21 protein-coding genes and 1 pseudogene are annotated in these 25,916 nt (G+C 58.6%); 2 read left to right on the forward strand and 20 right to left on the reverse strand.

Annotation, left to right across the window (positions count from 1 at the left end; translation table 11 throughout):
- Window positions 1-808 precede the first annotated feature (808 nt).
- The 3 genes and pseudogenes from EOA49_RS09210 to EOA49_RS09220 form a co-directional block, all read right to left on the reverse strand.
- Window positions 809-2,284, reverse strand: coding sequence for an NAD-dependent succinate-semialdehyde dehydrogenase (locus tag EOA49_RS09210; protein WP_127240997.1), 1,476 nt, complete (start codon window positions 2,282-2,284; stop codon window positions 809-811).
- 407 nt (window positions 2,285-2,691) lie between these two features.
- On the reverse strand, window positions 2,692-3,951 hold the full coding sequence (locus EOA49_RS09215) for a pitrilysin family protein (protein WP_348626865.1): 1,260 nt from the start codon (window positions 3,949-3,951) through the stop codon (window positions 2,692-2,694).
- A gap of 9 nt (window positions 3,952-3,960) precedes the next feature.
- Window positions 3,961-5,262, reverse strand: a pseudogene (locus tag EOA49_RS09220) (pitrilysin family protein); the annotation flags it as partial.
- A gap of 1,689 nt (window positions 5,263-6,951) precedes the next feature.
- Between EOA49_RS09220 and EOA49_RS09225 the strand changes: the two are divergent.
- Window positions 6,952-7,164: a cold-shock protein gene (locus EOA49_RS09225; protein WP_008874821.1), complete on the forward strand. Its 213-nt coding sequence runs from the start codon at window positions 6,952-6,954 to the stop codon at window positions 7,162-7,164.
- A 222-nt stretch (window positions 7,165-7,386) separates the two neighbouring features.
- On the opposite strand, the gene EOA49_RS09230 is transcribed toward EOA49_RS09225, so the two are convergent.
- From EOA49_RS09230 to EOA49_RS32580, 6 genes are all read right to left on the reverse strand, one after another.
- Window positions 7,387-7,857: a MucR family transcriptional regulator gene (locus EOA49_RS09230; protein WP_029354830.1), complete on the reverse strand. Its 471-nt coding sequence runs from the start codon at window positions 7,855-7,857 to the stop codon at window positions 7,387-7,389.
- A 466-nt stretch (window positions 7,858-8,323) separates the two neighbouring features.
- Window positions 8,324-8,857, reverse strand: coding sequence for a tetratricopeptide repeat protein (locus EOA49_RS09235; protein WP_101918715.1), 534 nt, complete (start codon window positions 8,855-8,857; stop codon window positions 8,324-8,326).
- A 53-nt stretch (window positions 8,858-8,910) separates the two neighbouring features.
- Window positions 8,911-10,974 carry a type III secretion system export apparatus subunit SctV gene (sctV, locus tag EOA49_RS09240; RefSeq protein ID WP_127240995.1) on the reverse strand — a complete coding sequence of 688 codons (2,064 nt, stop codon included), beginning with the start codon at window positions 10,972-10,974 and terminating at the stop codon, window positions 8,911-8,913.
- Between the two features lie 232 nt (window positions 10,975-11,206).
- Window positions 11,207-12,097, reverse strand: a complete 891-nt coding sequence (locus tag EOA49_RS09245; RefSeq protein ID WP_029354836.1) for an EscD/YscD/HrpQ family type III secretion system periplasmic domain-containing protein — start codon at window positions 12,095-12,097, stop codon at window positions 11,207-11,209.
- 116 nt (window positions 12,098-12,213) lie between these two features.
- Window positions 12,214-12,456: a nodulation protein NopA gene (locus EOA49_RS33385; RefSeq protein WP_236370642.1), complete on the reverse strand. Its 243-nt coding sequence runs from the start codon at window positions 12,454-12,456 to the stop codon at window positions 12,214-12,216.
- Window positions 12,457-12,528: 72 nt separating this feature from the next.
- A complete protein-coding gene (locus EOA49_RS32580) occupies window positions 12,529-12,858 on the reverse strand; it encodes a hypothetical protein (protein ID WP_091595908.1) in 330 nt (109 codons plus the stop codon).
- A gap of 1,344 nt (window positions 12,859-14,202) precedes the next feature.
- On the opposite strand from EOA49_RS32580, the gene EOA49_RS09260 reads away from it, so the two are divergent.
- Window positions 14,203-16,317 carry a hypothetical protein gene (locus EOA49_RS09260; RefSeq protein WP_236370640.1) on the forward strand — a complete coding sequence of 705 codons (2,115 nt, stop codon included), beginning with the start codon at window positions 14,203-14,205 and terminating at the stop codon, window positions 16,315-16,317.
- Between the two features lie 546 nt (window positions 16,318-16,863).
- Here the strand turns inward: EOA49_RS09260 and EOA49_RS09265 are convergent.
- The 11 genes from EOA49_RS09265 to sctJ form a co-directional block, all read right to left on the reverse strand.
- Window positions 16,864-17,667, reverse strand: coding sequence for a hypothetical protein (locus tag EOA49_RS09265; RefSeq protein WP_024505378.1), 804 nt, complete (start codon window positions 17,665-17,667; stop codon window positions 16,864-16,866).
- A gap of 359 nt (window positions 17,668-18,026) precedes the next feature.
- Window positions 18,027-19,064 (reverse strand): EscU/YscU/HrcU family type III secretion system export apparatus switch protein, encoded by a 1,038-nt coding sequence (locus EOA49_RS09270; RefSeq protein WP_095521255.1) that lies wholly within the window; start codon window positions 19,062-19,064, stop codon window positions 18,027-18,029.
- On the reverse strand, window positions 19,061-19,879 hold the full coding sequence (gene sctT, locus EOA49_RS09275; protein WP_091595845.1) for a type III secretion system export apparatus subunit SctT: 819 nt from the start codon (window positions 19,877-19,879) through the stop codon (window positions 19,061-19,063). The genes EOA49_RS09270 and sctT overlap by 4 nt, the downstream gene beginning before the upstream one ends.
- Before the next feature lie 8 nt (window positions 19,880-19,887).
- Complete coding sequence (locus tag EOA49_RS09280; protein ID WP_024505375.1) at window positions 19,888-20,163, reverse strand: EscS/YscS/HrcS family type III secretion system export apparatus protein; 276 nt, start codon at window positions 20,161-20,163, stop codon at window positions 19,888-19,890.
- Between the two features lie 2 nt (window positions 20,164-20,165).
- The gene (gene sctR, locus EOA49_RS09285) at window positions 20,166-20,831 is read right to left on the reverse strand and encodes a type III secretion system export apparatus subunit SctR (protein ID WP_029354851.1); all 666 of its coding nucleotides are present in this window, start codon (window positions 20,829-20,831) and stop codon (window positions 20,166-20,168) included.
- A complete protein-coding gene (gene sctQ / locus EOA49_RS09290; RefSeq protein ID WP_187331393.1) occupies window positions 20,824-21,852 on the reverse strand; it encodes a type III secretion system cytoplasmic ring protein SctQ in 1,029 nt (342 codons plus the stop codon). The genes sctR and sctQ overlap by 8 nt, the downstream gene beginning before the upstream one ends.
- A gap of 89 nt (window positions 21,853-21,941) precedes the next feature.
- Window positions 21,942-22,454, reverse strand: a complete 513-nt coding sequence (locus EOA49_RS09295; protein ID WP_091595843.1) for a hypothetical protein — start codon at window positions 22,452-22,454, stop codon at window positions 21,942-21,944.
- Window positions 22,430-23,788: a type III secretion system ATPase SctN gene (gene sctN, locus EOA49_RS09300; protein ID WP_024505372.1), complete on the reverse strand. Its 1,359-nt coding sequence runs from the start codon at window positions 23,786-23,788 to the stop codon at window positions 22,430-22,432. The genes EOA49_RS09295 and sctN overlap by 25 nt, the downstream gene beginning before the upstream one ends.
- Window positions 23,785-24,408, reverse strand: a complete 624-nt coding sequence (gene sctL / locus EOA49_RS09305) for a type III secretion system stator protein SctL (RefSeq protein ID WP_095521256.1) — start codon at window positions 24,406-24,408, stop codon at window positions 23,785-23,787. Before sctL ends, sctN begins: the two co-directional genes overlap by 4 nt.
- On the reverse strand, window positions 24,405-25,052 hold the full coding sequence (locus tag EOA49_RS09310) for a nodulation protein NolU (RefSeq protein ID WP_329609620.1): 648 nt from the start codon (window positions 25,050-25,052) through the stop codon (window positions 24,405-24,407). The genes sctL and EOA49_RS09310 overlap by 4 nt, the downstream gene beginning before the upstream one ends.
- A complete protein-coding gene (sctJ, locus tag EOA49_RS09315; protein ID WP_095521257.1) occupies window positions 25,045-25,908 on the reverse strand; it encodes a type III secretion inner membrane ring lipoprotein SctJ in 864 nt (287 codons plus the stop codon). The genes EOA49_RS09310 and sctJ overlap by 8 nt, the downstream gene beginning before the upstream one ends.
- Window positions 25,909-25,916 lie beyond the last annotated feature (8 nt).

The following is a 25,916-nucleotide window of genomic DNA, read 5'->3' on the forward strand; positions in this document are numbered from 1 at the left end:
CATGACCCTTGAGACCATCAGCCAGATGAGCGATGATCCGCTCATCAGCCTGCCGGCAGTGGCGCGCTGATCAGTCCGGCCCTTGCCGGAGAGCACGGCGACCAATGCCGTTACCTACACCACGCCAGTGGGCACGATCGAGATCGGCGAGGGTGCCAAGGCGGTGGTTCATTAGGGCCGGCCTCGAACTGGACCCACATCAGTGGTCGGAAAGCGGCGTGCACCGCAATGTCGCCATAGCAGCCAAGATCCTTTGAGTCCGGACATGCAGACCTGTTGGACCGGCGATCGTTGAAGGTGCAACTGTATGGAGGGATTTAGAACTTAACACTGTCCCCTGGACCGACAGCTCGGTCAGACATCGCACTCACCGCTTGATTATGGAAATGGTGTGCCTGTAGTACAGCGGGTAGCGCTTGCTGCGCACTGTCCTAAGAATAGCAATCATGACCCGTCTGGGGGTCTGCAACACGACGATCCAACCGCTTGGGCATTGTCGCATATCCCACAATGTAGAGTGCGCAACAGGGCAAAAGCTGATCCATCGGCGGTTTATCAATGCTTTTTGGCTTGGCACGGCACATGCAACGCAATCGGCAAAAGGCGCACGAACTGAGTGGCCCCATCGGCCCTAGGAGCGCTGACTTATGCCCTCCCAAGGCATGTCCGGCCCGGCAGCGAGCTCAGTCTCCTGCCGGGCATCCGTGTTTCAGGTCAACGGCGTTTGGAACTTCAAATTAGGTGGCGGCATTGACCGCAGGCCGCCCCCGGTGGGCGGCCGGTGGGCGGAGAGACAGTGCAGCAGGTTTCAAATCCCGCCCATGCAGAGATATTTCATTTCCAGATAGTCCTCGAGGCCATGGCGGGAACCCTCCCGCCCGATGCCGGATTGCTTCATGCCGCCAAACGGTGCCGCCTCCGAGGACATGCGTCCCGTGTTTATGCCAACCATGCCATATTCCAGAGCCTCTGCCACACGCCAGACCCGCTTCATGTTGGACGCATAGAAGTATGCGGCAAGGCCGTAGATCGTGTCATTGGCTTCGCGCACGACCTGGTCCGCATCGTTGAAGCGAATGATCGGCGCCAGCGGCCCGAATGTCTCCTCTTGCGCGACTGCCATGACGCTGGAAATCTCGGTGAGGACCGTGGGTTTGAAAAACGTGCCATTCTTGCCGATACGTTGGCCCCCGCATCGTATTGTGCCGCCTTTCGCAATGCCATCTGCGATGTGAGACTCTATCTTGGCCAGAGCATGCCTGTCGATGAGCGGTCCGATGTCCACTCCGGCATCGAATCCGTCGCCAACCGATAAGTGCCGGACTTTCTCCACGAATTTCTCGACGAACTCATCGTGAACGCTCGATTGGACGTAAATGCGGTTCGCCGAAACGCAGGTCTGGCCGGCATTGCGAAACTTCGCCTGGATCGCACCGTCAACAGCAGCGTCGATGTCGGCATCATCGAAGATGATGAAAGGTGCGTTGCCGCCGAGCTCAAGGCTAACCTTCTTGATCTGGTCAGAGCACTGACGCATCAGCAGCCGCCCGACCTCGGTCGAACCGGTGAAGCTGATCTTGCGGATCTTGGAATTGGTGCAGAGTTCACGGCCGACGCGATCACCTTCGGACGCATAGATCAGGTTAACCACGCCATCGGGAAAGCCGGCCTGATGGGCAAGGGCGAACATTGCGCCAGCCACGAGCGGCGTCTGTTCAGCGGGCTTGAGCACGATCGTGCAGCCCGCAGCCAAGGCCGGCGAGATCTTGCGCGCCACCATGGAGGCCGGGAAATTCCATGGCGTGATCGTGCCAACAACGCCGATGGGCTGCTTGATCACTAGCATTCGGCGGTCTGTCGAGGGTGCCGAGATCGTCTCGCCATAGACGCGATTGGCCTCCTCGGCATACCATTGCAGATACGCCGCCGCATGCGATACCTCTGACATGGCTTCGGCAAGCGGCTTGCCCATTTCCGCAGTCAGAATCGCGGCGAGATCGCCTGCATGGTCGATGATCAGCTGATGCCATCGCCAAAGAACGTCGCTACGCTCTCGGGCAGTCAACGCGGCCCATCCCGACTGCGCAACATAGGCCTTGTCTACCGCAGCACGTGTCTCCTCCACGCCCATATCGGGAAGCTCTGCCAAAACTTCGCCGGTCGACGGATTGACGACCTCGAACGTCTTATTGCCAACCGGTCTGCCGAGTGCCGGCAGGCGGTCGATGGCTCCAAACAGGTGCGGGGATTTCAGACGGCGGATCATCGGCAGGCACAGGGGCAATACCGGATTCCTCCTCAACGCAGCGAACATCCAGGTCGACAGGCCGTCGGTGTGTATTCTGCACCAGCGGGTTCGTCCTAGGGCCTCGGCAAAGCAGCTGGTAGACCAAACATACGACAACAGTTCCGTTAGTTTGAGTGCCCGCGGTTCATCAGTTGATGGATTGAGCAGCCGGATGTTTGCTTCATCCACCCGCTGCCTGCTGGTGGCGTGCGAGTGTATTCTGCAAAAGGCGGCATACATGCTGAGGAGCGCCGTTTCGGCGAGAGGCCCGCCTGGACCGCCAATGCCGCGCAAGGCCCGCGAAACGACTCCGCGGGTCTGCATGATCTGCTTGGCCCACCGGCCTCCATATTCGCTCTTCCCACGAGAAGCCCCAAGGAAGAAGGAAGGCGAGATGAGTTTCTTTACTCATCCTTGCCGCCCAGCGGCGGGCCGACCACCAAAATGGCGGGCTCGGCCGAAAGCAGCTTCTTGGCCGCCGCCTTGACCTGTTTGAGCGTCACCCGACCGATGCTGCGGGCGCGACGCTGGTTGTAGTCGACGTCGGCCTTGTGAATCTGCAAATCCAGGAGCCGGTCTGCAATCGAACTGGTCGAGCCCAGACGGTCAATGGCATAGGTGCCGATCAGGTGCTTCTTCGCCGCCTTGAGCTCGGCCCCGGTCGGTCCTTGCTGCGCCATCTGCTTTACCACATCTCGCACGATGCTCAGCGTTTGGGCGGCGCAGTCCGAGCGTGTCTCTGTCGTAACCAGAAGCTTGTCAAGGGTCAGTTCAGAGCTGACGTGATAGGCAAGGCCGCGTTTTTCGCGCACCTCCTCGAAAAGGCGGGAAGTCATGCCCGAGCCGCCGAGGATGTCATTCATCAGCACGGTGGCGAAGTGATCCGGCGCGCTACGCTTCACGCCAGGCCAGGCCAATCGCAGCGAAGTCTGCGGCAGGTCGCAGTTCTCCTCCACCAGTTGGCCGAGCTTCGGTACGACATCGGCGACGGGGGCGAGGGTTTGTTGCTCAGGCAAGTCACCAAACAGCTGGTCGAGCCTTTCCCTCAGCGTGTTTGCATCAATGTCACCGACCACGGCAATATGGAGCCCGTCGCGAGCGAAAATCGCCTTGTGGAAGGCGAGGAGGTCGGACGGCGTGATGCCGGCCAGGCTCTCTTTTGTGCCTTCTCCCGGCCTCGAAAAAGGATGCGTGCCATAGATCGCGCGCAGCCATTTGCGCTGAGCGATTGCGTCAGGGTCGCGCTCGCTGCCGACGATGTCGGAGACAATCTCGTCGCGGACGCGATCGATCGGCCCCTGGTCGAAGCGCGGCGCGTTGAGTGCGAGCCGAAGCAGGCCGAACGCGGCGTCCTGCTGTTTGGGAAGCATGCACACCGATCCGCAGATGTAGTGTCTTTGCGCCTCCAAACCCATCTCGGCGCCGGCATCGTCGAGCTTCATCTGGAAGGCATCGCTGTCGTAATTACCGGCGCCTTCGATGAACAGGCCGGCCATCAGATTGGCCATCCCCTCCTTCCCGACCGGGTCCTGCGTGATGCCGCCGGCAAAGCCGATGTTGACGATTTCCACTGTGTGGTCCTCCACCAGCCAGGCGATCATGCCCTTTTCGGACTTCACCTCCTGGATGTTCATCGCAGCATGGGGCTGAGCGCCGAGCGTCATCTCTTCATTCTCCGTCTTGGGCAAGAGATAGCCCGTGGTCGAACGGTCGAACGCGAGATAGCGGGCGGCAACTGCTTTGATTTGCGCGGCGGTAACCCTGCGGATGCGAGACGGCCGTTCCTCGACATCTTTCACGGTGCCGCCGGTGGCCAGCGTCGAGCCGTATATGCAGGCGAGGTCGTCCTGGTCGTCTTCGGCAAAGATCATATCGCGCACAAAGCGCTCCTTGGCCTTGCCCAGTTCCTCGCTGCTGACACCATCCTTGGCAATGCGAGCGACTTCGGCAGCGGCCGCCGCTTCGAGATCGGCCAGCTTGGCATCGCCGCGCGGCGCGCCATAGATGGCGAACCTGGTGTCGTCGAGCATGGTGCCCTGGAAATAGGCGCAGGCGCTGGAAGCGATACCTTGCTGGACAGCGAGCGCCTGGTAGAGCCGGCTGCGGTTACCGCCGCCGAGGATTTCGGACAGGTCGAGCGCTTCGGCCTCGCCCGGCTTGGCGGTATGGTAAGACGGCACCACCCACTGCGTCGAAAAACTGGGCACGCTGACGCGGGCGTCGGAGAGCGTGACGGTGCGCCTGGTGTTCTGCTCGGGCTCAACCGGCCGGATGCGCGGCGGCAGGTCGGGCCCGCGCGCCACCTTGCCATAGGTCTTCTCGGCCAGCACCTTCACCGTCTCCGGCTCGACATCGCCGGCCACGATCAGCACGGAGTTGTTGGGCCAGTAGTATTTTTCATAGAAGGCGGTGGCGTCGACGCGGTTCAGCTGCTCGATCTCCTGCATCCAGCCGATGATCGGGATGCGATAGGGCTGGTTCTGCCACAGCGTCGCGTCGATCTCCTCATGGAGCACGTCCTGCGGGTTGGTGTCGGTGCTTGAGCGGCGCTCCTCGATGACCACGTCGCGCTCGGTCTTGACGACATCGTCGGTGAGGATGAGGTTTCGCATTCGGTCGGCCTCGAAGCTCATCATCAGCTCGAGCGCCGACGGCGCCACTGTCTGATAGAAGGCGGTGTAGTCGGAGGAGGTGAAGGCATTTTGCGAGCCGCCGATCTCGAACACTGCGCGGTCGAATTCGCCGGCCGCATGGTTGGTCGTCGCCTTGAACATCAGATGCTCGAAAAAATGGGCAATGCCGGATTTGCCCGGCGGCTCGTCGGCGCTGCCGATCTTGTACCACACCATGTGGGTGACGATCGGCGCCCGGTGGTTGGGAATGACGACCACCTCCATGCCGTTGTCGAGCACGAAATCCGTCGCCTTGCCGTCCTCCCATGCGACGGGGATCGGAGCCGTCCTCGCGCCGCCCAACTCGGTCGCAACGGACGTCCTGCGAAGCCCGTGAGTGCGGGGCTTGCTTGGTAGTTCTGATAGGGAGAGTGGGATTATGGGCTGGGTTCCTGGCAAAGTGATTTGTTCCTCATTTTGAAGGCTCTATGTCTCCCGACGCCTATTGGGAGAAAGTGGATCGGCACGCGACGCCGAGCCAGATGAGCCGTCAGCGTGTTGCCGGGCCTGACGCGGGCCTCATCTTTGGATGCGTCCGGGGAACGTTCGGCAGTATTTTGGTGAGGCCATGGGAAGTCTGCTCGTTATCCATTGGGTGTTTGCGGATACCTGAGCATGCGCCGTGCCAAGTAAGAAAGCCCCGATTTGCAAGGTTTGATCCAACCTTGATACTTGCGATATCCGACATTGTCGGGCATCCGACAGAAAGCGCCTTTCGCCGGCGCGCCGGCTACGGCGCTCGCCTCCTCCGGCGTGACGACGATCCTTTGGCGGGCGCCGCGCACACCGATCTGCCCGCCTATCAGCACCGCGACATCGAAGGACAACGCGATCGTGACTGATGGGTCTTACGCAAACATGCAGCAGTGCCACCGCCATCAGGACTTCATCCGCCCCTCAAAGCCCCGAGCGCGAGGGGACGACGTGTAAGGCAACATGTCATCCTCGACAATGATGCCGCGCATAAAGAGGTAAGGTCCCTCGTCGTACCGGCGAGCCCCTTCGCTGGGTTCGCCGAGGGTCTGGTTTGCGAACGTCGACCGACAGCATCACGCATGGGCGGCCGGATCGATAGACAAGCATTGACCGTGCCACCAGCGCATTGAGGGCAGCGCAGAGTCCAATTGGCCTGTGCCAGCCGGTATGTTGGAGCTTCAAGTGTGGCCAGCCAAGCGGGCTGAGGCCATGGAACTCCTGATATCCTGGACAGTCCAGATTGCAACGCACGACGCCTTTGGTCATCGCCCGAACGTTCATTGACGCTCAGCGAAGCTTGCGTCATCCGGACGATCTGGGAAAAGCTTGGCCGGGCCGGCGCCTTCCCAGGCGCACGGGACGCGCGACGACCCATGTGGACCTTGGATTTCACTCCGCACCTACGCTGCTTTGGCCTTGTCAGCAGCCTGGGCGGCATAGCTGAGTCCCGCCCTTGCTCAATCTGCCAAACCATCTCGCTCACAATCGATCGGGTGGTTTGTGCCGTCTGAACGCGCATTGTCAACTTGCCGACAGTCTGGGGTTCCGAACCCGACAGTTGATTCAAACCGACAATGGCCCGCCTCAGAAGCAGGCAACCGCGCTTCGTAGCAGGCCGAAGCTAATCGAGGTTCGCGGGTCTCGGTTTGAGTGTGCAGTGTCGCTGCGCGCCTGATCTTTCGGTCTGATGACAAAAACGTCGTCATTTTGGCCGACGATATCGGTCGGGAGCGGGTATTGCGGTCGAGCAGCGACCCAAGCACGTCCACAAGATGTGCCGAGTTTGCAGGGTTGGGTCATTGTTTCTGTCGACGTTTGAGCGACAGCGCACGACGAAACGTCTGGCATACGCCTCGTCTGGCACGCGCCTCGCGTGTGTGGCAGGTGCTGCTGGAGATCAGGCGGTCGAGTGGGCCTTGCAATTTTCCGATTTTGCTGCGCCTAAAGTCTCGTGTACAAATCAGGCTGGCGTGAATGGCCTGCCTAAGTTGCGACTTGTTACAAAGGAATGGATATATGGCGACTGGAACGGTGAAGTGGTTCAACAGCACCAAGGGTTTTGGTTTTATTCAGCCCGACAACGGCGGTCAGGATGTCTTTGTCCACATTTCCGCTGTTGAACGAGCGGGCCTGTCGACCCTTAATGAGGGCCAGAAGATAAACTACGAGGTCGAACAGGATCGCCGCACCGGCAAGTCCTCTGCAGGCAGCCTCAGCAAGGCTGGCTAACGCGTGCGGCAAGGATGCGGCATACTCCGAACGCATTGACCGGCTCGAAACCCGGCCGGAGCATGCAACCAGGTAATGCCGCGGCAGCGATTGCTGGAGCCGTCGCGAATTCCTCTGGAATGAGGCTCTTGGACGGGAAAGGCGGGGCTCGTCCCCGCCTTTTGATTCCGCGCAGATTGGGCCTACGGCTGCCGCGCGTCCCGAACGACTGTTGATACGGATTTAGGCTGCGACCTTTTTGCGGGTCCGTTTCGCCGGCGCCGGCACCGGGGCTTCCGGCTCTTTCGGTTTGCGGCCGAGTCCTATGGTCTTGGCCAAGGCGGAGCGCGTAGCGGCGTAATTCGGCGCCACCATCGGATAATCCGACGGCAGACCCCATTTGGCGCGATATTCGTCCGGGGTCAGACCATAGTGCGTCGACAGATGGCGCTTTAGCGATTTGAATTTCTTGCCGTCTTCAAGGCTAATGATGTAGTCCGGTTCGATCGACTTTTTGATCGGGACAGCAGGTTTTTTCACAGGCACAGGCTCTTCTGCCGGTATTAGTCCGGCCGTGCCTTTTAGAGCCCCGTGCACTTGGGCGATCAGGGCAGGAAGCTCCCCCGCCGGGACGGGGTTGTTGGAGACGTAGGCTGATACAACATCGGCAGTGAGCTCGATGAGGATGTCGGTGTTGTGGGCTTCTTCTGTCATAAACTTCTCCGGGCAGCTTGAAACACAGTCGGGCGAAGTGTCGCTACATAGTGGCGGTTGCCGCTGAAAGCAAATGGATCGACGGGTGCGCTGCTCCCCACCATTGAAGTCTCGGGGACGTATCCCGTCATCGTCCATCGGCCTAGAGGCAGCGTATTGCATTATGGGAGCGGTCGCGCCTGCCCCAAGTTAGAGGCAGGCATTCGCGCGTGAATTAATCAAATCCATCCTGAGCGTATCTCGCGTGGCAACCACGAAGGCGCTCTGGCAACGAAGCGAGGCGGATGGCCTTGCGGGTGGCCGAGAGATGTCATCCGGCTCTCCTGCCGACCTCTGCCGGCCAGATCTGGAGCAACAGCTTTGCGCAGATATGGCTCTCTTCAGAGGCCATCTATGATGGGAGCCGAGCGCGTCTCGAGCCGGGGAATAGGCTGCACATGCGCTGTGCCCACCTATTGCGATCGTGCTAACCTTGGCTGTTCGGACTTGCCGTTAAGGCAAGCGACAGATTGAAGTTATGCTGCACCATCTGATTCCCTGGCTCGGTTTCGAGAGCTCGCCGATACAGGGCCTGTGCCGCGTCATGCCGCCCCTCAATGTCCAAGATCACGCCCTTCGCATTCAATGCACGTACGTTTGCTGGGGCTGCAACCAAGACGCTGTCGAGCACCTCAACCGCTTCGTGCGGGCGCTTCTGGGCCACCAAGGCTTTTGTAAGCCGTATCGCCGCATCAACATTGTCCGGGTGCTGCTTCACCTCATCCCGCAAAGCCCGCTCTTGAACATCCTGACCAACTTCGCGCAAAATGCGTTCGCGCATAGCCGGATCGATTTGATCGGCGCTGAGCAACTCTGGGGAAGATGTCTCCTGCACGGAAAGAGCGGGCTTTTGCCAGCTGGCGCAACCGCCCAAAGGCAGAATGGCGAGTACGGCAAAAAGAAGTGAGCTCCGGCGCAGAAACATAGGCGATGGAGAAACTGTATTTCTAACAAATTTCATATTATCTCTCGGTTATCAGGGAGGCGGGTCGCGTTCAGTTAGGAAAGGTGGAACTACTCTAACAATCCGCTGTTCGATCCGTGCGGGAGTTTGACGGATCCTGCCGGGCGAATTGTAAAGTCGGAGGCGAGGTCTTGATAAGACAGCACGGCGAGATCGATCCCGTTTCGCGTCAGAAAGCCGCGGACGAAACGTCGGACATCCATTGACGTCAACAGAATAGGGCGGGTTTGACCCGGTTCTGTGTTCGAAAGGACCTGACGTATCTGTGATAGCATCGCTTCGCTTTGCCGATCCTCCAGTGCGAGATAGGGGCCTGCATCCGAATCTCGAACCGCGCCACGCATCACATCCTCGCTCTCGCGTTCGACGACCAGGGCGGACACGATGCCCTCGGTGTTGGCATAGCGGTGGCAGATCTGTCGCTTCAAACCAGAACGGACATATTCCGTCAGCAGGGCAACGTTTTGCTCACGCTCGCTCCATTCGGCCAATGCCTCCAAGACGAGACGGGTGTGGCGGATTGGGATACCTTCCTCCAGGAGGCGGCGCAGAACATCGGCAATCCGAGGAATCGGCGTCGTGCGCAGCACCTCTTTCACAAGCTCAGAATATTCCTGCTCCATTCGGCCCAGGAAATGTCGGGTCTCTTGGATGCCCACCAATCGCGGTGCGTAGCGGGTCAACGTTGCATGGACGCGCAAGGCGAGGAGTTCGCCGGGAGCCCAATGCTCCGTGCCGGCGCCCGTAAGGGCCTGTGCAGGGGTATGTTCGACCGGGAGTCTGTCCGTTTTCGGCTCACGCCTAAGGGGGATACCGCTCGAGTCGACGTGCGCTACATCGGCTCGGAGCGTCATCTGGCTTGGATCTATCGCGTCCTGTTCGACTGGCACGCCCTCGACATCTATCCGGAATTGCGATGTAGGCAGCTGCTCGTCAACCAAGACAGGGATGCGGGGAACGATAATGCCCAGATCGGCTGTGACCAGGAGCGAAACGCGCCCAATATGTTTTTGCAATTCGGCTTGATCGATCGCCTGCATAAGATTTGGCGCTAAAAAAAATGCGATCGGGAATTCCTTCGCAGGCGCGGCTTGCTTAGGCTCCGCTGCAGTTCCATCTTTCGCATCGGCAGTGCCGGCGCCCAGCACATCAGCCTTGACAATGCTTACCGCAGCGAACACTGCGGCCAGCATCAGAAAGACGGGGAGGGGAAACCCAGGAACGAACCCCATCACGACCAGGACGCCGGCCGCCAGCCGCAAGGCTCGAGTACTGGCCGTGAGCTGACTGACCATTTCGGTACCGAGGTTGATCCTCGCCGTCCCAGTCACACGGGTGACGATGGTCGCCGCAGTAATGGAGAGCAGAAGGGCCGGAATCTGCGATATCAATGCATCGCCTATCGTCAGCAGAGTATAGTGATGCAGCACCTCGCCGAAGGACATGCCCTTGGAGAGCAGACCGATCGAAATTCCACCCAGCATGTTGATGCAGATAACCACCAGCCCGGCGATGGAATCGCCCTTCACAAATTTCATCGCGCCGTCCATCGCGCCATATAGTTGGCTTTCCTTCTCCAATTCGGCGCGCCGCCGGCGGGATTCGTTGGCATCGATGTGGCCGTTGCGTAGCTCTGCGTCGACCGCCATTTGCTTGCCCGGCAGAGCATCCAGCGTGAAACGCGCCGCCACTTCTGCCACCCGTTCGGCACCCTTCGCGAGGACCATGAATTGCACCATGGTGACGACCAGAAATATGACGAAACCCACCACGATATTGCCTGAGATGACGAAATCGCCAAAGGTATGAATAATGCTGCCGGCCTCCCCCTCGGCCAGGATCAGTCGCGTCGTTGCGACCGTCAGCGCGAGACGGAATACAGTGGAAATCAAAATAACGCCGGGCAAAGAGGAAAAATCAAGTGGAGTACTGACATACAGGGCAACCATCATCAGCAGTATGGCCAACCCCATATTGAATCCTATCAGTGCGTCGACCACCACGACCGGGATAGGCATGACCATCATCGCGACAGCCAGAAGCAGCATCAACGCAACCATTAAATCCGGGCTGGCCGGCGCACGCTTGATGAAGTCACGCAGGACGTTGGCCATCGAGACACCTTTGCAATCGGTTGAGACTTACTCTGCTGTTACGCCCTGAAACGTAGCTTTCGAACTCCGAAGGCGCCTCGGCCTTGGCCAGCGCGTGACCCTGCATGAGAGCCACAAACAGGCGCGAAATGGCTGGGCAGCAAATGTTTCCAACGCAGCCAGCTTGTCAGCACCGAGCGCGACAGGATGTTTGGCTGGCCATAGAGTGCTGCTTGATGGGGCCTGCGAGCTTTCAATATGGGAGAGCAGCAATGCGGCCATTCCTGCTCAGCAGCACACGGCTGTCCTCAATACGATCGACTACCCATCCATCAGCCAAAATGGCCCCGACAAAATACTTCTCGCTGTCGATGACAAGATACGGTTGGGCCCCATGCCACACAGCTTCGACCGCGATTGCGGATGGCGCCTTCTCCTCTTTGATGAGCACTCCGTTCACCAGTGTTAGAGTACCCTTGGTGCGACGATCGAACGATTGCTGAAGCTTCTGCCAGCTGATGACCGATTCAGACGTGACGGTGCCCTCGGCGGTCACAACACCCTTTGCGGAGCCAATCTTGACGTCGAGAAGACCCGCTCGATCGACTTCCTCCTGCAGCTCTTTGGCCGCTGCCCCCGTAAGTTCATTGTCAGCGCGGTGACTGATCGTTCTGGACGCGACTTCAGCCCGAAGTGAATTGGGGCTCGATCCACTTGCATTGCCAAGATAGGAGAACATGCCCGAAAGCGCGCCGATCCCGAGTGAGCTGATTATGACCATGGCGAGCACACCGATCGGTAGGCGCGGTATGCCGGTCGAACCAGGCGGCTCTGCATCCTGCACGGACCAAGCAATGGACATCTCGCCTACGAGCAGGACGGCAGGAAGGGGCACAACAACGGACTGGCCTGCGGCGATATTCCGGTTGCCCTCGATACTGAGTCCGGGTGCAAGCGCCTCGAGTTCGATCGACTTGCCAAGAAGAGTTACACGAAGATGATGCGGTGCCAGTCCTTGCTCGACAAAGACCAAATCGGCATCGAAGCCGCTGCCGATTAAACACGTTTGAAGATCCGTCTTGCCGGTCAGTCCGCAATAGAGCCCCGAAAGCACTTCGAAACGGAGGGAAACCGCGTCATCCACAGAGCATCTCTCAAACAGGATAGAAGCCGCACGGCAATTGCCATGCGGCTCATTTCGGGACTACGTCGCGTCAATAAGGAGACGCGCTAGGGGCAGTCTAAAAGCCGCTTCCGACATTACGAAACGCGTTCGTCGGCGGCCTTCTTGATGGTCTGGAGATTGGTCGTTAGAGTGCGCAACTGGACACTCCTTTTCGTCGCCTCCAAGCTAACATTGGTTAGTTCTTGCACTTGCGCCTGAAAAGCAGTAGCATCAGCTCCGCTTGTATTGCCGGGAGTGCTACCGGTAGTTTTATCGGTGTTGCCAGTGCTATTGGTGTTGGTATTGCCTGATTTTTTATTATTATCAACTGCAGCCATGATCATTCCTTTTTCTGTTGGAGTTGTGCCGTCAATAACGGCCTGTATGACCTCACGCCGGATTTTCCCGCGTCAGGCATCTTCTGTGTCATCCAAAGCTTCATCGGCCTCAGCCATCGCATCGTTCGCGAATTGGAACGCGAACGATCGCAGGATACTTTGGAAGGCTTCACTTTGTGCTGCAGACTGTGAGTTGTCTTGAAGTTGATCATTTGAAACGGTCCGGTTATCCGCCCGATCGTTCCCGCCAGCTGGCTTGCCATCATTCCCACCAGCTGGCTTGCCATCATTGCCACCAGCCGGCTTGCCATCACCAGAATGCTCGGATTTCGAATCCCCATGGCCCTTTCGGATCAAGGAAGTCCCGAGGTTGCCAACTCCACTCCCAATTGCTGCTATCATCAGGTACTCCGGCATTTGCCATTGGCGGCGACGTGTTAAAGGTTAACCTCGATCAAGCTAAGGGCGGGAGCTTTCGAGAACCTGACGGCTTTTGACAAAAACCGGCCAGCGCAAAAACGTATGCTCTGCAGGATGTTGCTCTCGCATCGAACAGTCGACCACGATCTCGGCTGTTCGGCCAATCCCGCCGTCCACGCATGCCGCGACCGAATGGCAGCCGCAGCAGCTCGTTTGCATCCTCGATGCTGTGGTGTCGAACAGGAGACACGGTCCACGTGCTGCATGACCGCAATGACCGTATTCTTGCTGGCTCCACGGGCGCACGCAACGAGCAGGAACTCGGTCTTTGCATCACCATTCTCTCGCCTGCACATCACGGCCCGGCGCGGTGAGCTCATTGGCTTCGAGAAGGTCGGCGACCGTACGAACATGGGATGGTCTGCCGGCTTTGGGAGGCCGGTGCGGATCCTCTTCTCACCATATCGAAAGCTTGAAGCGGTCGGATTTTCTTGCCCTGTTCGTGAGAACTCCCATCGTCAGCTAATCGTCAGCCAAGCGGTCTATCTAGGCCGGCCGTGCCTGACCTTCGGATCCAAAGGTCCCGTCTCGACACTTTTTGTAACTATAGATCGAAATGGTTTCCCGCGCGATACGCAACGCACACGCTTCTCTGAAGCAAATGTGTGACTTTGTCGGTGGCGAACGAGAGGAGTGACGCCTCAATAAAATCGTCAGGCACGTGTCTAGGAAGGGGAGCTAGCCGAGTTGGTCTGATTTCATTCGCTGTTCCTGGAAATCGGCGGACTGAAGCGCTGATAATCTCAGGACATCGATATGCGAAAGTCCTGTGAGCTCGGGCCAATCTTGGCCTGCTACTGAGAAGCACTTTGGCGGGAACATTACGCCGTCGCGGGTCTGGCTGACCGTGACGTTAACCGAAAGATGCCGCTGGTCTCGTCAGCCGCCAGCACAATAGCAGCACATTCTCGCCTACTACGGAGACGCAATATGAAGGGCATTGGCCGACCACGGAAATCGCAGGCTGAAACTGGAGCCAGCCGCGCGGGGCGGGCGAGCAGTTCCCTTTCGCAATCAAGTCTTGCTGCGGGAGAAGGTGGACAGTCATTCGATTCCGTTGTGGAGCAGATGCGCTCTGGGGACGCCGATAGGAGGCCCTCCTCCCTTCCAGTTGCGCGCGGTCCAGGCGATGCCCGCGAAAGTCTGCCAGGCGCCTCGATTGGCGAAGATCAAATCCTGAACGCACCGCCACGTGGAGCCGCTGCGCCACCACGCGGAACCGTAGCGCCACGTGGCGCAGCCGCAAGGCGGCGCGGTTCTCCCTCCATGTCTGAGGGCGAAGCCATGGCGCCGGTCGGTAGCCAACTATCAACCGCGCAGGTGGAAGGCACCAGCTCATCGTCAAATGAAGATATCAGTCCGACACAGCTCAGAATGAACAGTCTTGTTCAACAACTGACTGATTGCGAGGCTGCGGCCAGGAAAACCGACGTCCCCGAGGAGGCGGTGGAGCTGATCAGTCGGGTCGTCGATGCAGCCTCAGCAATTCTGGAGTACCGCGCTAGCCTGCCTGCGGCTGAGGCGCAGACAATTATGCCAGACGACAAGGTGCGTAGATGTTGCCAGATCGTGTGCGACGCCGCGAATGAAGTAGACAAACTTGGCCTGTCGACGATCACGAAATTGGACAAAAAGACCAAGAAAGCGGCAGGTATGGTCGATAAACTCTACTCCTACTCCCAGGCGGACCGGCAGGAGCTGTTGATTTTAAATGTGGAGAACCACCATACGGCGGCAATTAAGTGGTGGGAAAAAAAGGCATGGCGCTCCGAACGGCAGCGATCCGCCTGCGCTGCCACCGCTAGCCTATCCAGTGGAACGCCCGTGATGCGGGAAGCCGAGCGGTGCGCACTGCGGCTGCGTGCCGGCTCGGTACTGAGTGTCAGGATCTGGCTGGTCCGTGAGCGGATCGGTCTTGCGCGGGCCAAGATTGAACTGCGGGCGAGCAGGTTCGAGCCAGATTTGAAGGAACTCCTCGTCGGTCGAAATGGAGTGGTGCAGCTGATGGCAAGCGCCGTTCAAGAAGCTCTTCGCGCCCTCTCTTTGGCGAAGGGCATAATGGATGATGGCAAAGCACTCAACGCTCATGATTGCGCGGTTGTAGAAAAGATCATGGAGCGGCTTTCGGATTTTGGATTGGCGTTGCACGAGGTGCATACCAAGCTAAGCCATACCTACCCAGATGCCGGCCTCCCATTGAAACTGTTCGAACGGATCGTGGACGATGCATGGATCACTGCGCACGATGCCATGCACTTGTTGAACCTGCAGTCTCCGCCGTCAGCCATCATGGCGCCACAGGCCCAGGCGGGCGCTGCGATGCCGGCCAGGGCAGGCGCTGCGATACCGGCTGACACTGCTGGTACGGCTGCAGTGTCAGAAGGCACTACAGCGCGAAGGAAAGGGAAGTCAAAGCATAAGTCGGCAGCTCGCGCCGGGACTTCTGCCGCCGGGCAGCCATCAACACCAGTCGCTGCGAACGCCGGCACAGTGCCAGCAGCCAAGGTTCTCGCGCGCTCGGATCAAGTTGCGAGTACACAGGTGAGAGCGCAAGAGGTGGCTGCGAGTTCGTCGGGGGCAGGCTCGACAATCGGGGGCGCCGCGTTGTCAATGGAGGTATTGACGGAGCGGCTCAAACGATTGGACGAACTTTTGCAGTTCGATCTGGCCGGTCAGCAAAGCGTCGTCTCCCAAGTGCGCCAGATGAAGCCTGAGGAGGCCGGTAAGGTCGTGGACGATGTGGCCCAGTACCTGCGAGCCCAGGCCATTGAGATGCAAACCTGTCTCGCCGGGTTGCAGGGGCGTAATGTACGCCTGCTACTCACCTCCACCCAGCTACCCAAAGTGCACGAACGCACAGACCAGCTCAAAGGGTTGCTGAACATGGTGCTGGGACAGGCCAACGCACTGAATGAAGGAAAAGCCGGCATTACGACTGATTGCATGAAGGCCTACGCATTTCCGGCGCAAAAATACCTGGAACATTTGTGCAATGCCGACGAATTGATGCCGCCGGAGGCACCGGTCGCGCTGCGTGGCGAGCCAGGAAAGCTGTTTGAGATGAAGCTGCAGCCCAAGATGCTGGTCAATGGTGGGATGCCGAGCCCGATGTGGGTGCACATCCACACGAGTCGCCCCGTCATGGCCAGAAACTTGGAAGGGCTGGCTGATTCCGAATTCACCGCTTGCCACGTTAAATCCAACGAACAGCGCGGCTACAATCGAGAGCGAGAGGAAGCCGATGCTAGGTCCGGTCGCGAGAAGGTCATAATTCATCGCGGCAAACTCACCCCCGCTTTCTGTAAGTCCTTGTTGACCTCGGGGCTTGGCCGCCAACCACGCCATTCGCGTGCCGAGCTCCCGTCGGCGCAGGCTGCATGACAGGGCACGTACTTTGGGGTCTAGGGCAGAATGCGGCCGGCCACGCTGTGAGTCAGCGAGCATTTCTCCTGGCCAAACCGCGAATGCCGCTGCGCGAGTTGCGGTCCGGCGATTGGAGTCGATCGGCTACCGTCAGGGCCGATTTGCGATGTCGCGTTACCTGCTGTTGACGTGGCGGCGTATCTTGCCTCCCATCCAACTTATCGCCGAGATCGCGCCGCCAAGATCGAGGCGGAAGGTCTTCCTGCGAGCGCGGAGCAGGCATAGCCGATCCGATCGGGATCGGCGCATCGCAACGACCCAACGGTGTGGTGGAGAAAATTGGATTCGGGAGAGCTCGTATCCAAGAGGCGGAGTTCCGGCCCGAATACAATCCGCTCGCCCGCTGCACCCACGATGCGCATCCGCAGTTTATTGTCTGGGAGATGGGCTGGATTGCTCGGCGGCGCTGGCGCTAAGGCGGGGCTGATCGCCGGACAATCAGCATTCACTGCCAACAGCCTTGCAACCGTCACCAGTTGCAAGGCTCGGCGGCGGGTCGACAAATCACATGAAATCGTCGTCGGACCCGCTATCGCTGCTGTCGCTGTCCTCGGTTTTGTGGAGATAGAGTGGAGGTTTGCCTGCACGCTGCCACTCACCGGCACTGTTCTTCGTCCATTTGTCGGGATGCTGCGTAGGGTCAAGCACCAGGTCGCCATGATCCACTTCAACAAACCCCATCGTCTGCGCGCGCGCTTGTGCTTCCGGATTAGCCGCACGCCAATTCAGCAACGGTCGGTCGCCGTCTATCCGAAGTTGATGCTCCAGCAGAATATCGCCCGCATTTTCGACGAGCGGATGGGCGACTTGAAGATCCACTATGGAAGTGACCTCAGTTCGACCAGGAAATTGTTCCCGCCAACTTTCCGATTCGAACTCGTTCATGCTGAATCCGCCTTCCATTCTCAGCAGTCCGGCACTCCGGTCTCCCAATTGGTAACTGAAATATCGCGCGTGCTCCGTATCTCGACGGATGCCATATTGCTGAGCAACGTCCGCGGTGCGCCTGGCTCGTGACGATACGAACTCCGAATACTCTTGAGGATTGTCGGCGATGTGCGTGATTTCATCACCATGAAATTGCCTCACCTGTCTCCTGAAGGAAGTCCTGTTGATCTCCACCACAGGAGGTCGGGAATTGAGGGAGTATGCTTGGGGAGCCGCCGATGATGAGGCGCCGCTACCTTCCGATCCGGATAAGTGCATTCGGGCAAATGTGTCCGCGAACCCTTCGCTTCCTGCATCCGATTGCTCGCCGGCATTATGCGCGCGGTAACTATCGGATGAGCCACCAATTCGACCATACATGACGATTCGTACTCCTATGTTTCGCAACCGAGCTCAAGTTAGCACGGCTGTTCAACATAGGTCGCTTAGTTGACGACTAGCTGACGAGGGCATTCCAACGGCTGCACGAATCAAATCCGCACTGCCGGCCTCAAAACCTCGGACTGCGCCACGCACCGGCCAGCAGAGGCTGCAAGGTCATGCCGGAGGACTTGCCGTAGTTGCTGGGTGGCAGATCCGAGGGGAGTGATTGCCCCAGGCCCGCGGTTGCGCGGTTGGCCTGACAGAGACACTGGGGCACGGATGGCCAGCCGACATTTGCCACTAGCTAGCATGGAGCCAGGTCAGTTTTGAACTGGGCAGTCGTGGACTTCCAATGACTAGGCCAAGCCTGCGGCAAAGAGTGCTTTCGCGACAGGCTGGAAATATTGCATAGGAACGGCGTTGCCGAGTTTTGTAGTGCTTATCAGCTGACGTGCTAAGACATGGTCATGGACGATCGTCAGGCGTAGTGCCCGCGCCTCACTCAACACATGTGAAACGCGCTCACCTTCGGCACGGCAAACTAAGAACGGCACCCCGGTTTCACCGCGAACGTAACGCAGACCGATCAGGACCGCCCTTCCTGTTAAGACCAGCGTGGCGCGATGCACGCCAAGCGCAGGCTCGTCGGCCGCCTCCTCGCGGATGCGACGCTGTTCACCTTTCAACTCTGGCGCTCCTTGCTGATCCTTCGACTCGCGCGTCACTTCGGTATTGGTCATGCGCATTTCGCGCAGATACAACGCGCGCTGGAGCAGGAGATCGATCAGTCCGCCGACCAGCAGTGCGCCGGCGCCAATTCCCATCAGCAATTTTGTCTCCATAAAGATGAGGCCAACACAGCCCATGCCGCAGATCGGCAGAGGGACCATTGTCTTCCACATCCCGAGAAGGACAATGGAAAAGGTTGCGCTGAGAACCAATACCTTGAACATGGTCTTGCAGACTTCGACCATGGAACGAGCAGACCCCAAGCGCTTCAGCCCTTCAAAGGGGTCAATTTTCTTAAAGCTGAGCTTCATCGGCTCCAGAGAGAAGACAAATCCACCATTGGCTAGCAGGCTGGCCAAAATCACCGCGGCGACGAGGGTTCCAAGCAGCGGGCCAACAGCCGCGACGGTGAGTTGGACGAGCACAACCAATGCCTGCGGCACCGCGGTATCGAAAGGTAGGCTCTGCAACTTGGTGGCTAATAGGAGCGCTTCCCGGCATTTGTCCTCGATCACGCTGCCTCTTAGCCAAAGGTAGCCGAGCCCAGCGCAAGTCCCGACCGCGCGGACGAAATCGGAGCTACGTGGCAGCTGTCCTTTTTTGCGCGCTTCACTTAACTTCTTCGGGCTGGCGGCGTGTGTCTTCTCTTCACTTGTGTCGCTCATGGCAGCAATTTGTCGAACCACTCCAGCGCGCCGTTGGCTTGTGTGACCTCCAGTTTCATGCTCTCCACCAGATAGGCAGCGTAGGTGACCATGAGAACTGGAAAGACAATGTTCTTGATTGCCGGAGACAGTTGGCTCGCCTTAAATTGCGGGGCAAAGCGACGCAGCAGCATCATCGATATATCAATCAGTATCAGGAAGAACACGACAGGCCCCGATACCAATAATGCCGTGCGCATTATGCGGTCGAGAAGCCCCAACAACTCCATTGCTCCTGGCCCGCTCAGTGTCGGGTGAAACTGATACACCGGCCAGATCAAGTAGCTGCGGTACAGGACACTGATCAAAGTTTCCAGGCCTCCTGATCCGACGAATATGGCAATCGCAGTGATCCCCAGAAAAACGCCCATCGCGGAAGCCTGACTGTTCGTCGCGGGATCGGCCGAAGCGGTCGGGCTGCTGATGCCGCGTTGGTTGTCGATAAGCTCCCCGGCAGCCTGAAGGCCCCAAAGCGGAATGCCAAGAAAAGTGCCAAGGAGTACACCGACAAAAACTTCCTTGAATCCGAGCAGGGTTAGCTGGATCAGGCGTGTATCAGAATCCAGCGCCGGCAATCCGCCGCTGACGTGTGCCAGGCATGGTAGTGCGAAGCCAACAGCCAAACAGCCCCGGATCAGCCCACTGATCTGCGAGCGTGTGAATACGGGAAAGATCAGCATGATGCCCATCGCGCGGGCTGCCCCAAGACCTGCCGCAACGACGAGTTCGAGAGCCGTCTGGATCAGAATTTGAATATCGGCCGATGGCGCGTCCATGGGGCGGACTAGTAGCTAAGTGTCATTGCGGGAAACTCGGTGAAGATCTGATCGGCTAGCTCTATGAGCGGGGCGCTTAGCACAGGAGCAAACAGCCCAATCACCGCGACAACGACCAGAAGCTTCACGGTGAGCGGCAAGCTTTCATCCTGGATCTGCGTCGCCGCCTGGAGGATGCCGATGACGAGGCCGACAACCACTGATGCAATGAGCGGCGGTAGAATCCAGATCATGAAAACCACCAGTGATTGGCTCATAAGAGTAATGATGCTGGATTCAGTGATGATCAGCCTCCCGGTAACGTATAACTCAGCACAAGCCCATGCATCAATTTTGACCAACCATCAATGGCAACAAACAAAAAGATCTTGAACGGGACAGATATAACAGTTGGTGAGACCATCGACATACCCATTGCCATCAAGATAGTTGTCACTATCAGATCTATAACAATAAAAGGCAGATAAAGTAGAAATCCTATCTCAAATCCGCGCTTCAATTCTGATAGCAAGAAAGATGGTACAAGTATTGCAAAGTCATCAGGCGTGGCTGCAGCGTGCATTTCCTCTGGCCAGACCTTTTCTGTCGAAGATAGGAAAAATCGCCGCTGCTCTTCATTTGTGAATTTCTTGAGATGCTCGCGCAAGGGCTCACTTCCGGCTTTAGCGGCGCTTACCCAGTCGTCGAATGTCTGATAGTGGAGCTTGGGATCCGACATGCGGTCATAGGTCTGCTCAGCAACGGGCGCACTAACGAACATAGTGAGGATCATCGCCGCGGCGTACAGCACCACATTGGGTGGTATGGTCTGGGTCCCGAGCGCATTGCGGACGAGGAAAAGAACAATTGATACCTTTACAAAGGCCGTTGTCGTGGCAACTGCTAAAACCAGCAGACCGAGTCCGGCGGTAACCGCAAGAAGCGCCAGGATTGTCGGCTGAGCTTCACTCATTGCATGCAAACCCGCCACGGAGCCTGATGCCCAGCTCTTCTCCGATGCGGACAATGTCGCCACGCCCGATACGCTGACCATTGGCCACTATGTCGACCGGGCCGTCGATCGGCCATCCAAGTTCAAAAATATGCCCTTCGCCGGCACTTCTTAATTCCCCAAGAGAAATAGGCCAGCGGCCGCATTCAAAGACAAGCACGATCTCGACATCGTCGAGATCCTTAGTAAGCTCCAGTTGCGATCCGGGTTGTGTCATATGCGCATTCTCCAAAGGACACGGTCGCGGGCGGAAAGGCCCCCGCAAGATTAATTCATCGCCGTCAAGATCCGCCCCGGCGCACAACTGGCCGACAGCTAGGGTGATCTGGCCGCGGCCGAACGGCGCAATATCGGGCAACAATGCATCACCGACACATGCGCTTCGAAGAAGCGCCGCAGGAAGGCGAAGCGTGCCGACCTCTCCTGCAACAATGAGCGGGAGCTCTGGAGGCAGCCCGCCCAGCTGCCGCGGCAACTGGGCAAGCAGTTCGCCTAGCGCGCGAAACGCAGGCGGTACTAAGCCGTCAAGAGGCGTGAACAGGAATAGACGGCCCTTGCCCTTGACCGCGCCGAAAATGATGTCGAGTTCAAGATGAGGAGCCAGCATCGTGGCTTCGCATACGCGCACGAGTTGCACGTTCAGACGCGTCGTCTCCTCCAGTCGAGTGACAAGCGGCTCAAGAGCGAGTTCGAGAATAAGCGAAGCAGTTGGCTCGGAAGGGAAGGCCAAGCCGTTCTGCACTGTCGTGATGAACTCCTCTACGAGCGGGCGCGACAGCGACAAGATGACCGTCTCGGCTCCCACTCTCCAGACGCAGTCAAGCATCGGAATGGCAGCAGGTTCCTGCTGCCAGACAAGCCCTGCCGTTCGCACCGATAGCGGCACCTCGTTGATCCGGCTTTGAAACGGCGTGCGGGGCGCTGCTGTATCATTGAGCCACGAGACAACCGTGCGGGACAGTTTCAGAACTGGTTCGAACATGGCGGGTGTGACCGCAGCGGCTATCAAAGACTGCACGGTCGTGTCATTCGGACGACCTCTTGCGACTGTCGGATCCGGTTGCGCGGCATTTAGGCAAGCGACCCCCTCGCATATTTCAGCAGTATCTCGTCGTCGGCCTCGATCTCGGCTGCGGCCTCCGAATGAGTCTCGACGGCGCGCCGCACGTCGTCCTCGATTTGTTGCCATTTGTCCCTTGCCGCCGAACATATGACCCATAGCTCCCTCGTCCTGGACGCCGCCATCTCAGCCTCCTCTTGAGCGATTTGGGCATCATCAAGCATCTGCCGTCTGGAAGTGATCTCAGCGGCAAGCTGTTCAGTGTGAAGGCGGTGACGGTCGAGCGCTGCGCTAGACAAGTTGTCGAGTGACATCAGATGCTGATAGAGCGCTGCTTCTGTTCTTGAACAATGTTGCTGTATCATTGCAAGCTCCCTAGCGGCATTTTGTACGGCTGAGGCGGCCACATCGCGCTGGGCTTCCTTCTTGGACAGCTCGCCAAGGGCACGACGCTCTTGCATTTCCTTCAGAAGCCGTAACCTCGAAGACTGAACCCAGTTCACGCGGTCAGACGCGACATCCATGCGACCGTCTCCTCGAAATCTGACGCGTCATCTTCGCTCTGGCGCAGAAACTCCCTCAGTTCGTCGATTGACGCGACGGCCCGGTCAGTCAGGGGATCTCCACCTGGCTTGTATTCGCCAACATTGATCAAGAACTCGGTCTCGGCATAGCGCGATAGGAGCTCGCGGAAAATGGATGCTGCCTTGCGATGTGTCCCCGAAACGACTGCATCCATGACGCGGCTGCGACTCTGCAGCACATCAATAGCGGGGAAATGCGATCGCGCCGCAATAGCGCGTGAGAGGATGACATGGCCATCGAGAATACCACGCGATTCCTCGGCGATTGGATCACCTGTGCCATCACCCTCTACAAGCACCGTATAGAAGGCCGTGATTGAGCCCCGCTCACCCATGCCGGCGCGCTCGAGCAGGCCTGGCAGCATGCCAAAAACGGAAGGAGGAAAGCCCCGTCGCGTCGGCGGCTCACCCGCAGCAAGGCCTATTTCGCGCATAGCGCGGCAGAAGCGCGTCAGCGAATCCAGCATGAGAGCAACGCGTAGGCCCTGATCGCGAAAATATTCCGCGAGCGCAGTCGCCATTGGAGCGCATTGCGCACGCTCCACCGCCGAGCGGTCGGAGGTTTCAACCACGACGACCGTACGGAGAAGGCCCTCTTCACCAAGATTCCTTTCGATGAATTCACGAACTTCCCGTCCACGTTCGCCTATGAGCGCCACTATGACGACGTCAGCGGCGGCACCCTTTACGATCTGTGACAACAGCGTCGACTTGCCACCACCTGGCTCGCCATAAATCCCGATCCGCTGGCCCTCGCCGCACGTCAGCAGACCATCGAGGACACGGACCCCAAGCGGGAATGGCCGCTCAATCATGCGCCTCGTCATCGGATTGGGGGCTCTGCCATGCAGTGGCCGAGTTTCGACGGTCTTGATTTCGCCTTTGCCGTCCAATGGGCGGCAACGACTGTCGATCACGCGACCGAGCAAATCGCCGCCGACGGGCACCTCACGCATTCGGCCAGTGGCCACGACCTCTGCGCGGCTGGATAGGCCCACCAAGTCCCCGATCGGTGTCAGCAATACACCATCACCCGACAGGCCGATCACCTCGGCCTCGAGCGACAGCCCGGTTCGCGGGTCCTCTAGGAGGCAAAGTTCCCCAATACGAGTGTCTGGCAAGACGGCATGAACCAGTGTGCCGATAGCCCGCGTGATCCGACCCCGCACCGCACGCGTGTCAATTCGCTTGGCCGCAGCCCTCAACGACGAGATTGCTGGAACGAGAGCTCGAGTGTCGGCGTCAGCGTTATGTTCTGGGACGGGCTTTCTCATAGCTCGCCTTTTTCACAGAGCGTCCCGAAACCAAGGCGCAGCGCGCGCATCTGGGCGTCAAGTCCCAGGTCGACATTGCCGTACTCGCTCCACAGCACGCACCGTTGCGGCGACAACGTCGGGTCGGGCTCGATCCGCACCCTTGGTCGACCATCCTGGCCGTCGCATCGAGCAAACTCTCGTGCAAGCATGTCGACTTGCATGGGAGAAACATGAAGGCAAACTTCGGCGCCGCTGTATTGACACTCTATGGCGTGACGAACAGCCCTCACCAATAGCTCGCCCGGATCGAAAGCGCCGATAAGATCGCTCAATATTTCCATCACGAGCTGCGGCAATTCCTGCTCCAGAGCCGCCTTTCGTCGCGCGATTTCGGAGATTGTCTCCGCAATCAGCCCTGCCATCTCCTCGGTGCCTGCATTCGAGCCCTCCATGTGGCCGCGCGCCCACGCCCGCTGGTAAACGGCGCGTGCCCAGTTTCGAACGCGCTGCCGATGCCGTTCTGCCGCGGCAAGCGCTTGCGCGGCGCTGTGCCAGGTTTCGAGCTCGCTCGCGGGTATCAGTGGTCCGACTGGACGCATCTGCGGCGCTATTGGCCCCTCGGAAAGTTCGGCTGTCATTTCACCGGGGTCTCTGTCTCAAAATGAGCTAGTACAAGTGAAAGCAATTGGCCGGCGGCGGTCCAATGCTCAGGTGCTGGAGTCTCCGCGGCAGTCCCCTCGGGCAACCGAAGAAGCACGCGGTTACGCTCGGTCGCTGAACTGTCCTGGAGCCAAGCCCCAAGACATGCATGTCCATCGTATTCGATTTGCTGAGCGAGTTTTTCTGGGTCCGCGATCAGTCTGTTCTCAACGGCATGCAGCAGGTGTCGGATTCCGAATGCGTGTGCATCCACGCCGATGCGTTTAACAAGGATGGCAAGCTCAGGCTGAGAGACAAACGCGACCAGCGAACGGGCATGCCAGATACTACCAGCAAGAAGGGCAGCTCGATATGGATCGTGCCCGCGTAGAAGGTCCGGCCTGCAGCCGATGTGGTTCAGATCCACGTCATAGTTGCCCAGCAATTCTGCCAGCCTTGGATGCAGTCTGGAACACTTCTGCAACTTCACTAACGTTTCTGCCGATAACGCCGGATCAAGACGCGCCGCTAGACGGGTCGGATGGGCCGAAGCCGCAAGCTCGCTCGCGCCCGGAAAACGCAATTGGTGCGGACCATCAGGTCGGGCGGTCTGTATAGGCATTTGCAATGAGATGTCACCCACGTCCAATTGCAGGCATTCTTTTGCGAATGGCCTCGACAGCAGAAGCATCCCGGCGCCCCTCGACCTTGGAAACGCCGGTTGATTGCTTGCGCCGACGCGTAACAACGCTGACCAAGAGATAACAGGCCAAGGCGAATACGGCTGCGGCAAAACCTGTCACGGTCGCCAGAATTGGCGCAGGAAGAGGTATTGATGCTTGTGGCAAAACAGCAGTCGGATCGGGCCGTTGCTCGTGTGCGGACCGTTCTACCGGCACCAAAACCACTTCCACCTTATCGTAGGACAAGCCTTCGATGCTGTCGGCTACGAGCATCTTTATCTTTGGCAGCAGAGCCGCGACATTTGTTTTGGCGTCGTGCCTGATAAACACCGAGGCCGAGGATGGCGTGGCGCCGGCTCGCACAAGGTCGTTATGCGGCAGCACGACGTGAACACGTACAGAAAAAACGCCATCGATATCGCTGATCGTCCGCGACAACTCTTCGCTCAGGGCATACACGTAACGGGCACGCTCTTCGGTCGGCGAGGCAATCAGGCCTGATCCTTGGAATATCTCACCGAGGTTCTTGAAGGATTGGCGCGGCAACCCCTTGGCGTTCAGAAGGTTGATTGAGAAGGCGAGCAGCTTTTCGTCAACCTGGATCGTGCTGGTCCCATCCTTGGCGACCACCCGGATCGCGGCGACCCCGTTGTCTTCAAGAAGTGCGAGCATTTCATTTGCCTCACGCTCTTGCAATTGCGTGTAGAGGTCGGTTTTGCAAGCACTGAGGGCGACGAGAACTGGCAGCATGACAAGTCTAATCGACCGCCACCCTGACAGGCCACGCATGATTTCGCCCTTGGCCAAGCCAATCATGCGCCCGG

It is taken from the genome of Mesorhizobium sp. M1A.F.Ca.IN.020.04.1.1, assembly GCF_003997315.1.
GTDB lineage: Bacteria > Pseudomonadota > Alphaproteobacteria > Rhizobiales > Rhizobiaceae > Mesorhizobium.

Excerpts from the sequence above, each read along its gene's own strand:
- sctT (WP_091595845.1), bottom strand. The coding sequence starts at position 19,879 with ATGGACGCGCCATCGGCCGATATTCAAATTCTGATCCAGACGGCTCTC.
- EOA49_RS09270 (WP_095521255.1), bottom strand. The coding sequence starts at position 19,064 with ATGAGCGACACAAGTGAAGAGAAGACACACGCCGCCAGCCCGAAGAAG.
- sctJ (WP_095521257.1), bottom strand. The coding sequence starts at position 25,908 with ATGATTGGCTTGGCCAAGGGCGAAATCATGCGTGGCCTGTCAGGGTGG.
- EOA49_RS09260 (WP_236370640.1), top strand. The coding sequence starts at position 14,203 with ATGTCTGAGGGCGAAGCCATGGCGCCGGTCGGTAGCCAACTATCAACC.
- EOA49_RS09215 (WP_348626865.1), bottom strand. The coding sequence starts at position 3,951 with ATGACGCTCGGCGCTCAGCCCCATGCTGCGATGAACATCCAGGAGGTG.
- EOA49_RS09235 (WP_101918715.1), bottom strand. The coding sequence starts at position 8,857 with ATGAAATTTGTTAGAAATACAGTTTCTCCATCGCCTATGTTTCTGCGC.
- EOA49_RS33385 (WP_236370642.1), bottom strand. The coding sequence starts at position 12,456 with ATGGCTGCAGTTGATAATAATAAAAAATCAGGCAATACCAACACCAAT.
- EOA49_RS32580 (WP_091595908.1), bottom strand. The coding sequence starts at position 12,858 with ATGATAGCAGCAATTGGGAGTGGAGTTGGCAACCTCGGGACTTCCTTG.
- sctL (WP_095521256.1), bottom strand. The coding sequence starts at position 24,408 with ATGACAGCCGAACTTTCCGAGGGGCCAATAGCGCCGCAGATGCGTCCA.
- EOA49_RS09230 (WP_029354830.1), bottom strand. The coding sequence starts at position 7,857 with ATGACAGAAGAAGCCCACAACACCGACATCCTCATCGAGCTCACTGCC.
- sctN (WP_024505372.1), bottom strand. The coding sequence starts at position 23,788 with ATGAGAAAGCCCGTCCCAGAACATAACGCTGACGCCGACACTCGAGCT.
- sctQ (WP_187331393.1), bottom strand. The coding sequence starts at position 21,852 with ATGTTCGAACCAGTTCTGAAACTGTCCCGCACGGTTGTCTCGTGGCTC.
- EOA49_RS09295 (WP_091595843.1), bottom strand. The coding sequence starts at position 22,454 with ATGGATGTCGCGTCTGACCGCGTGAACTGGGTTCAGTCTTCGAGGTTA.
- EOA49_RS09265 (WP_024505378.1), bottom strand. The coding sequence starts at position 17,667 with ATGTATGGTCGAATTGGTGGCTCATCCGATAGTTACCGCGCGCATAAT.
- EOA49_RS09225 (WP_008874821.1), top strand. The coding sequence starts at position 6,952 with ATGGCGACTGGAACGGTGAAGTGGTTCAACAGCACCAAGGGTTTTGGT.
- sctR (WP_029354851.1), bottom strand. The coding sequence starts at position 20,831 with ATGAGTGAAGCTCAGCCGACAATCCTGGCGCTTCTTGCGGTTACCGCC.
- sctV (WP_127240995.1), bottom strand. The coding sequence starts at position 10,974 with ATGGCCAACGTCCTGCGTGACTTCATCAAGCGTGCGCCGGCCAGCCCG.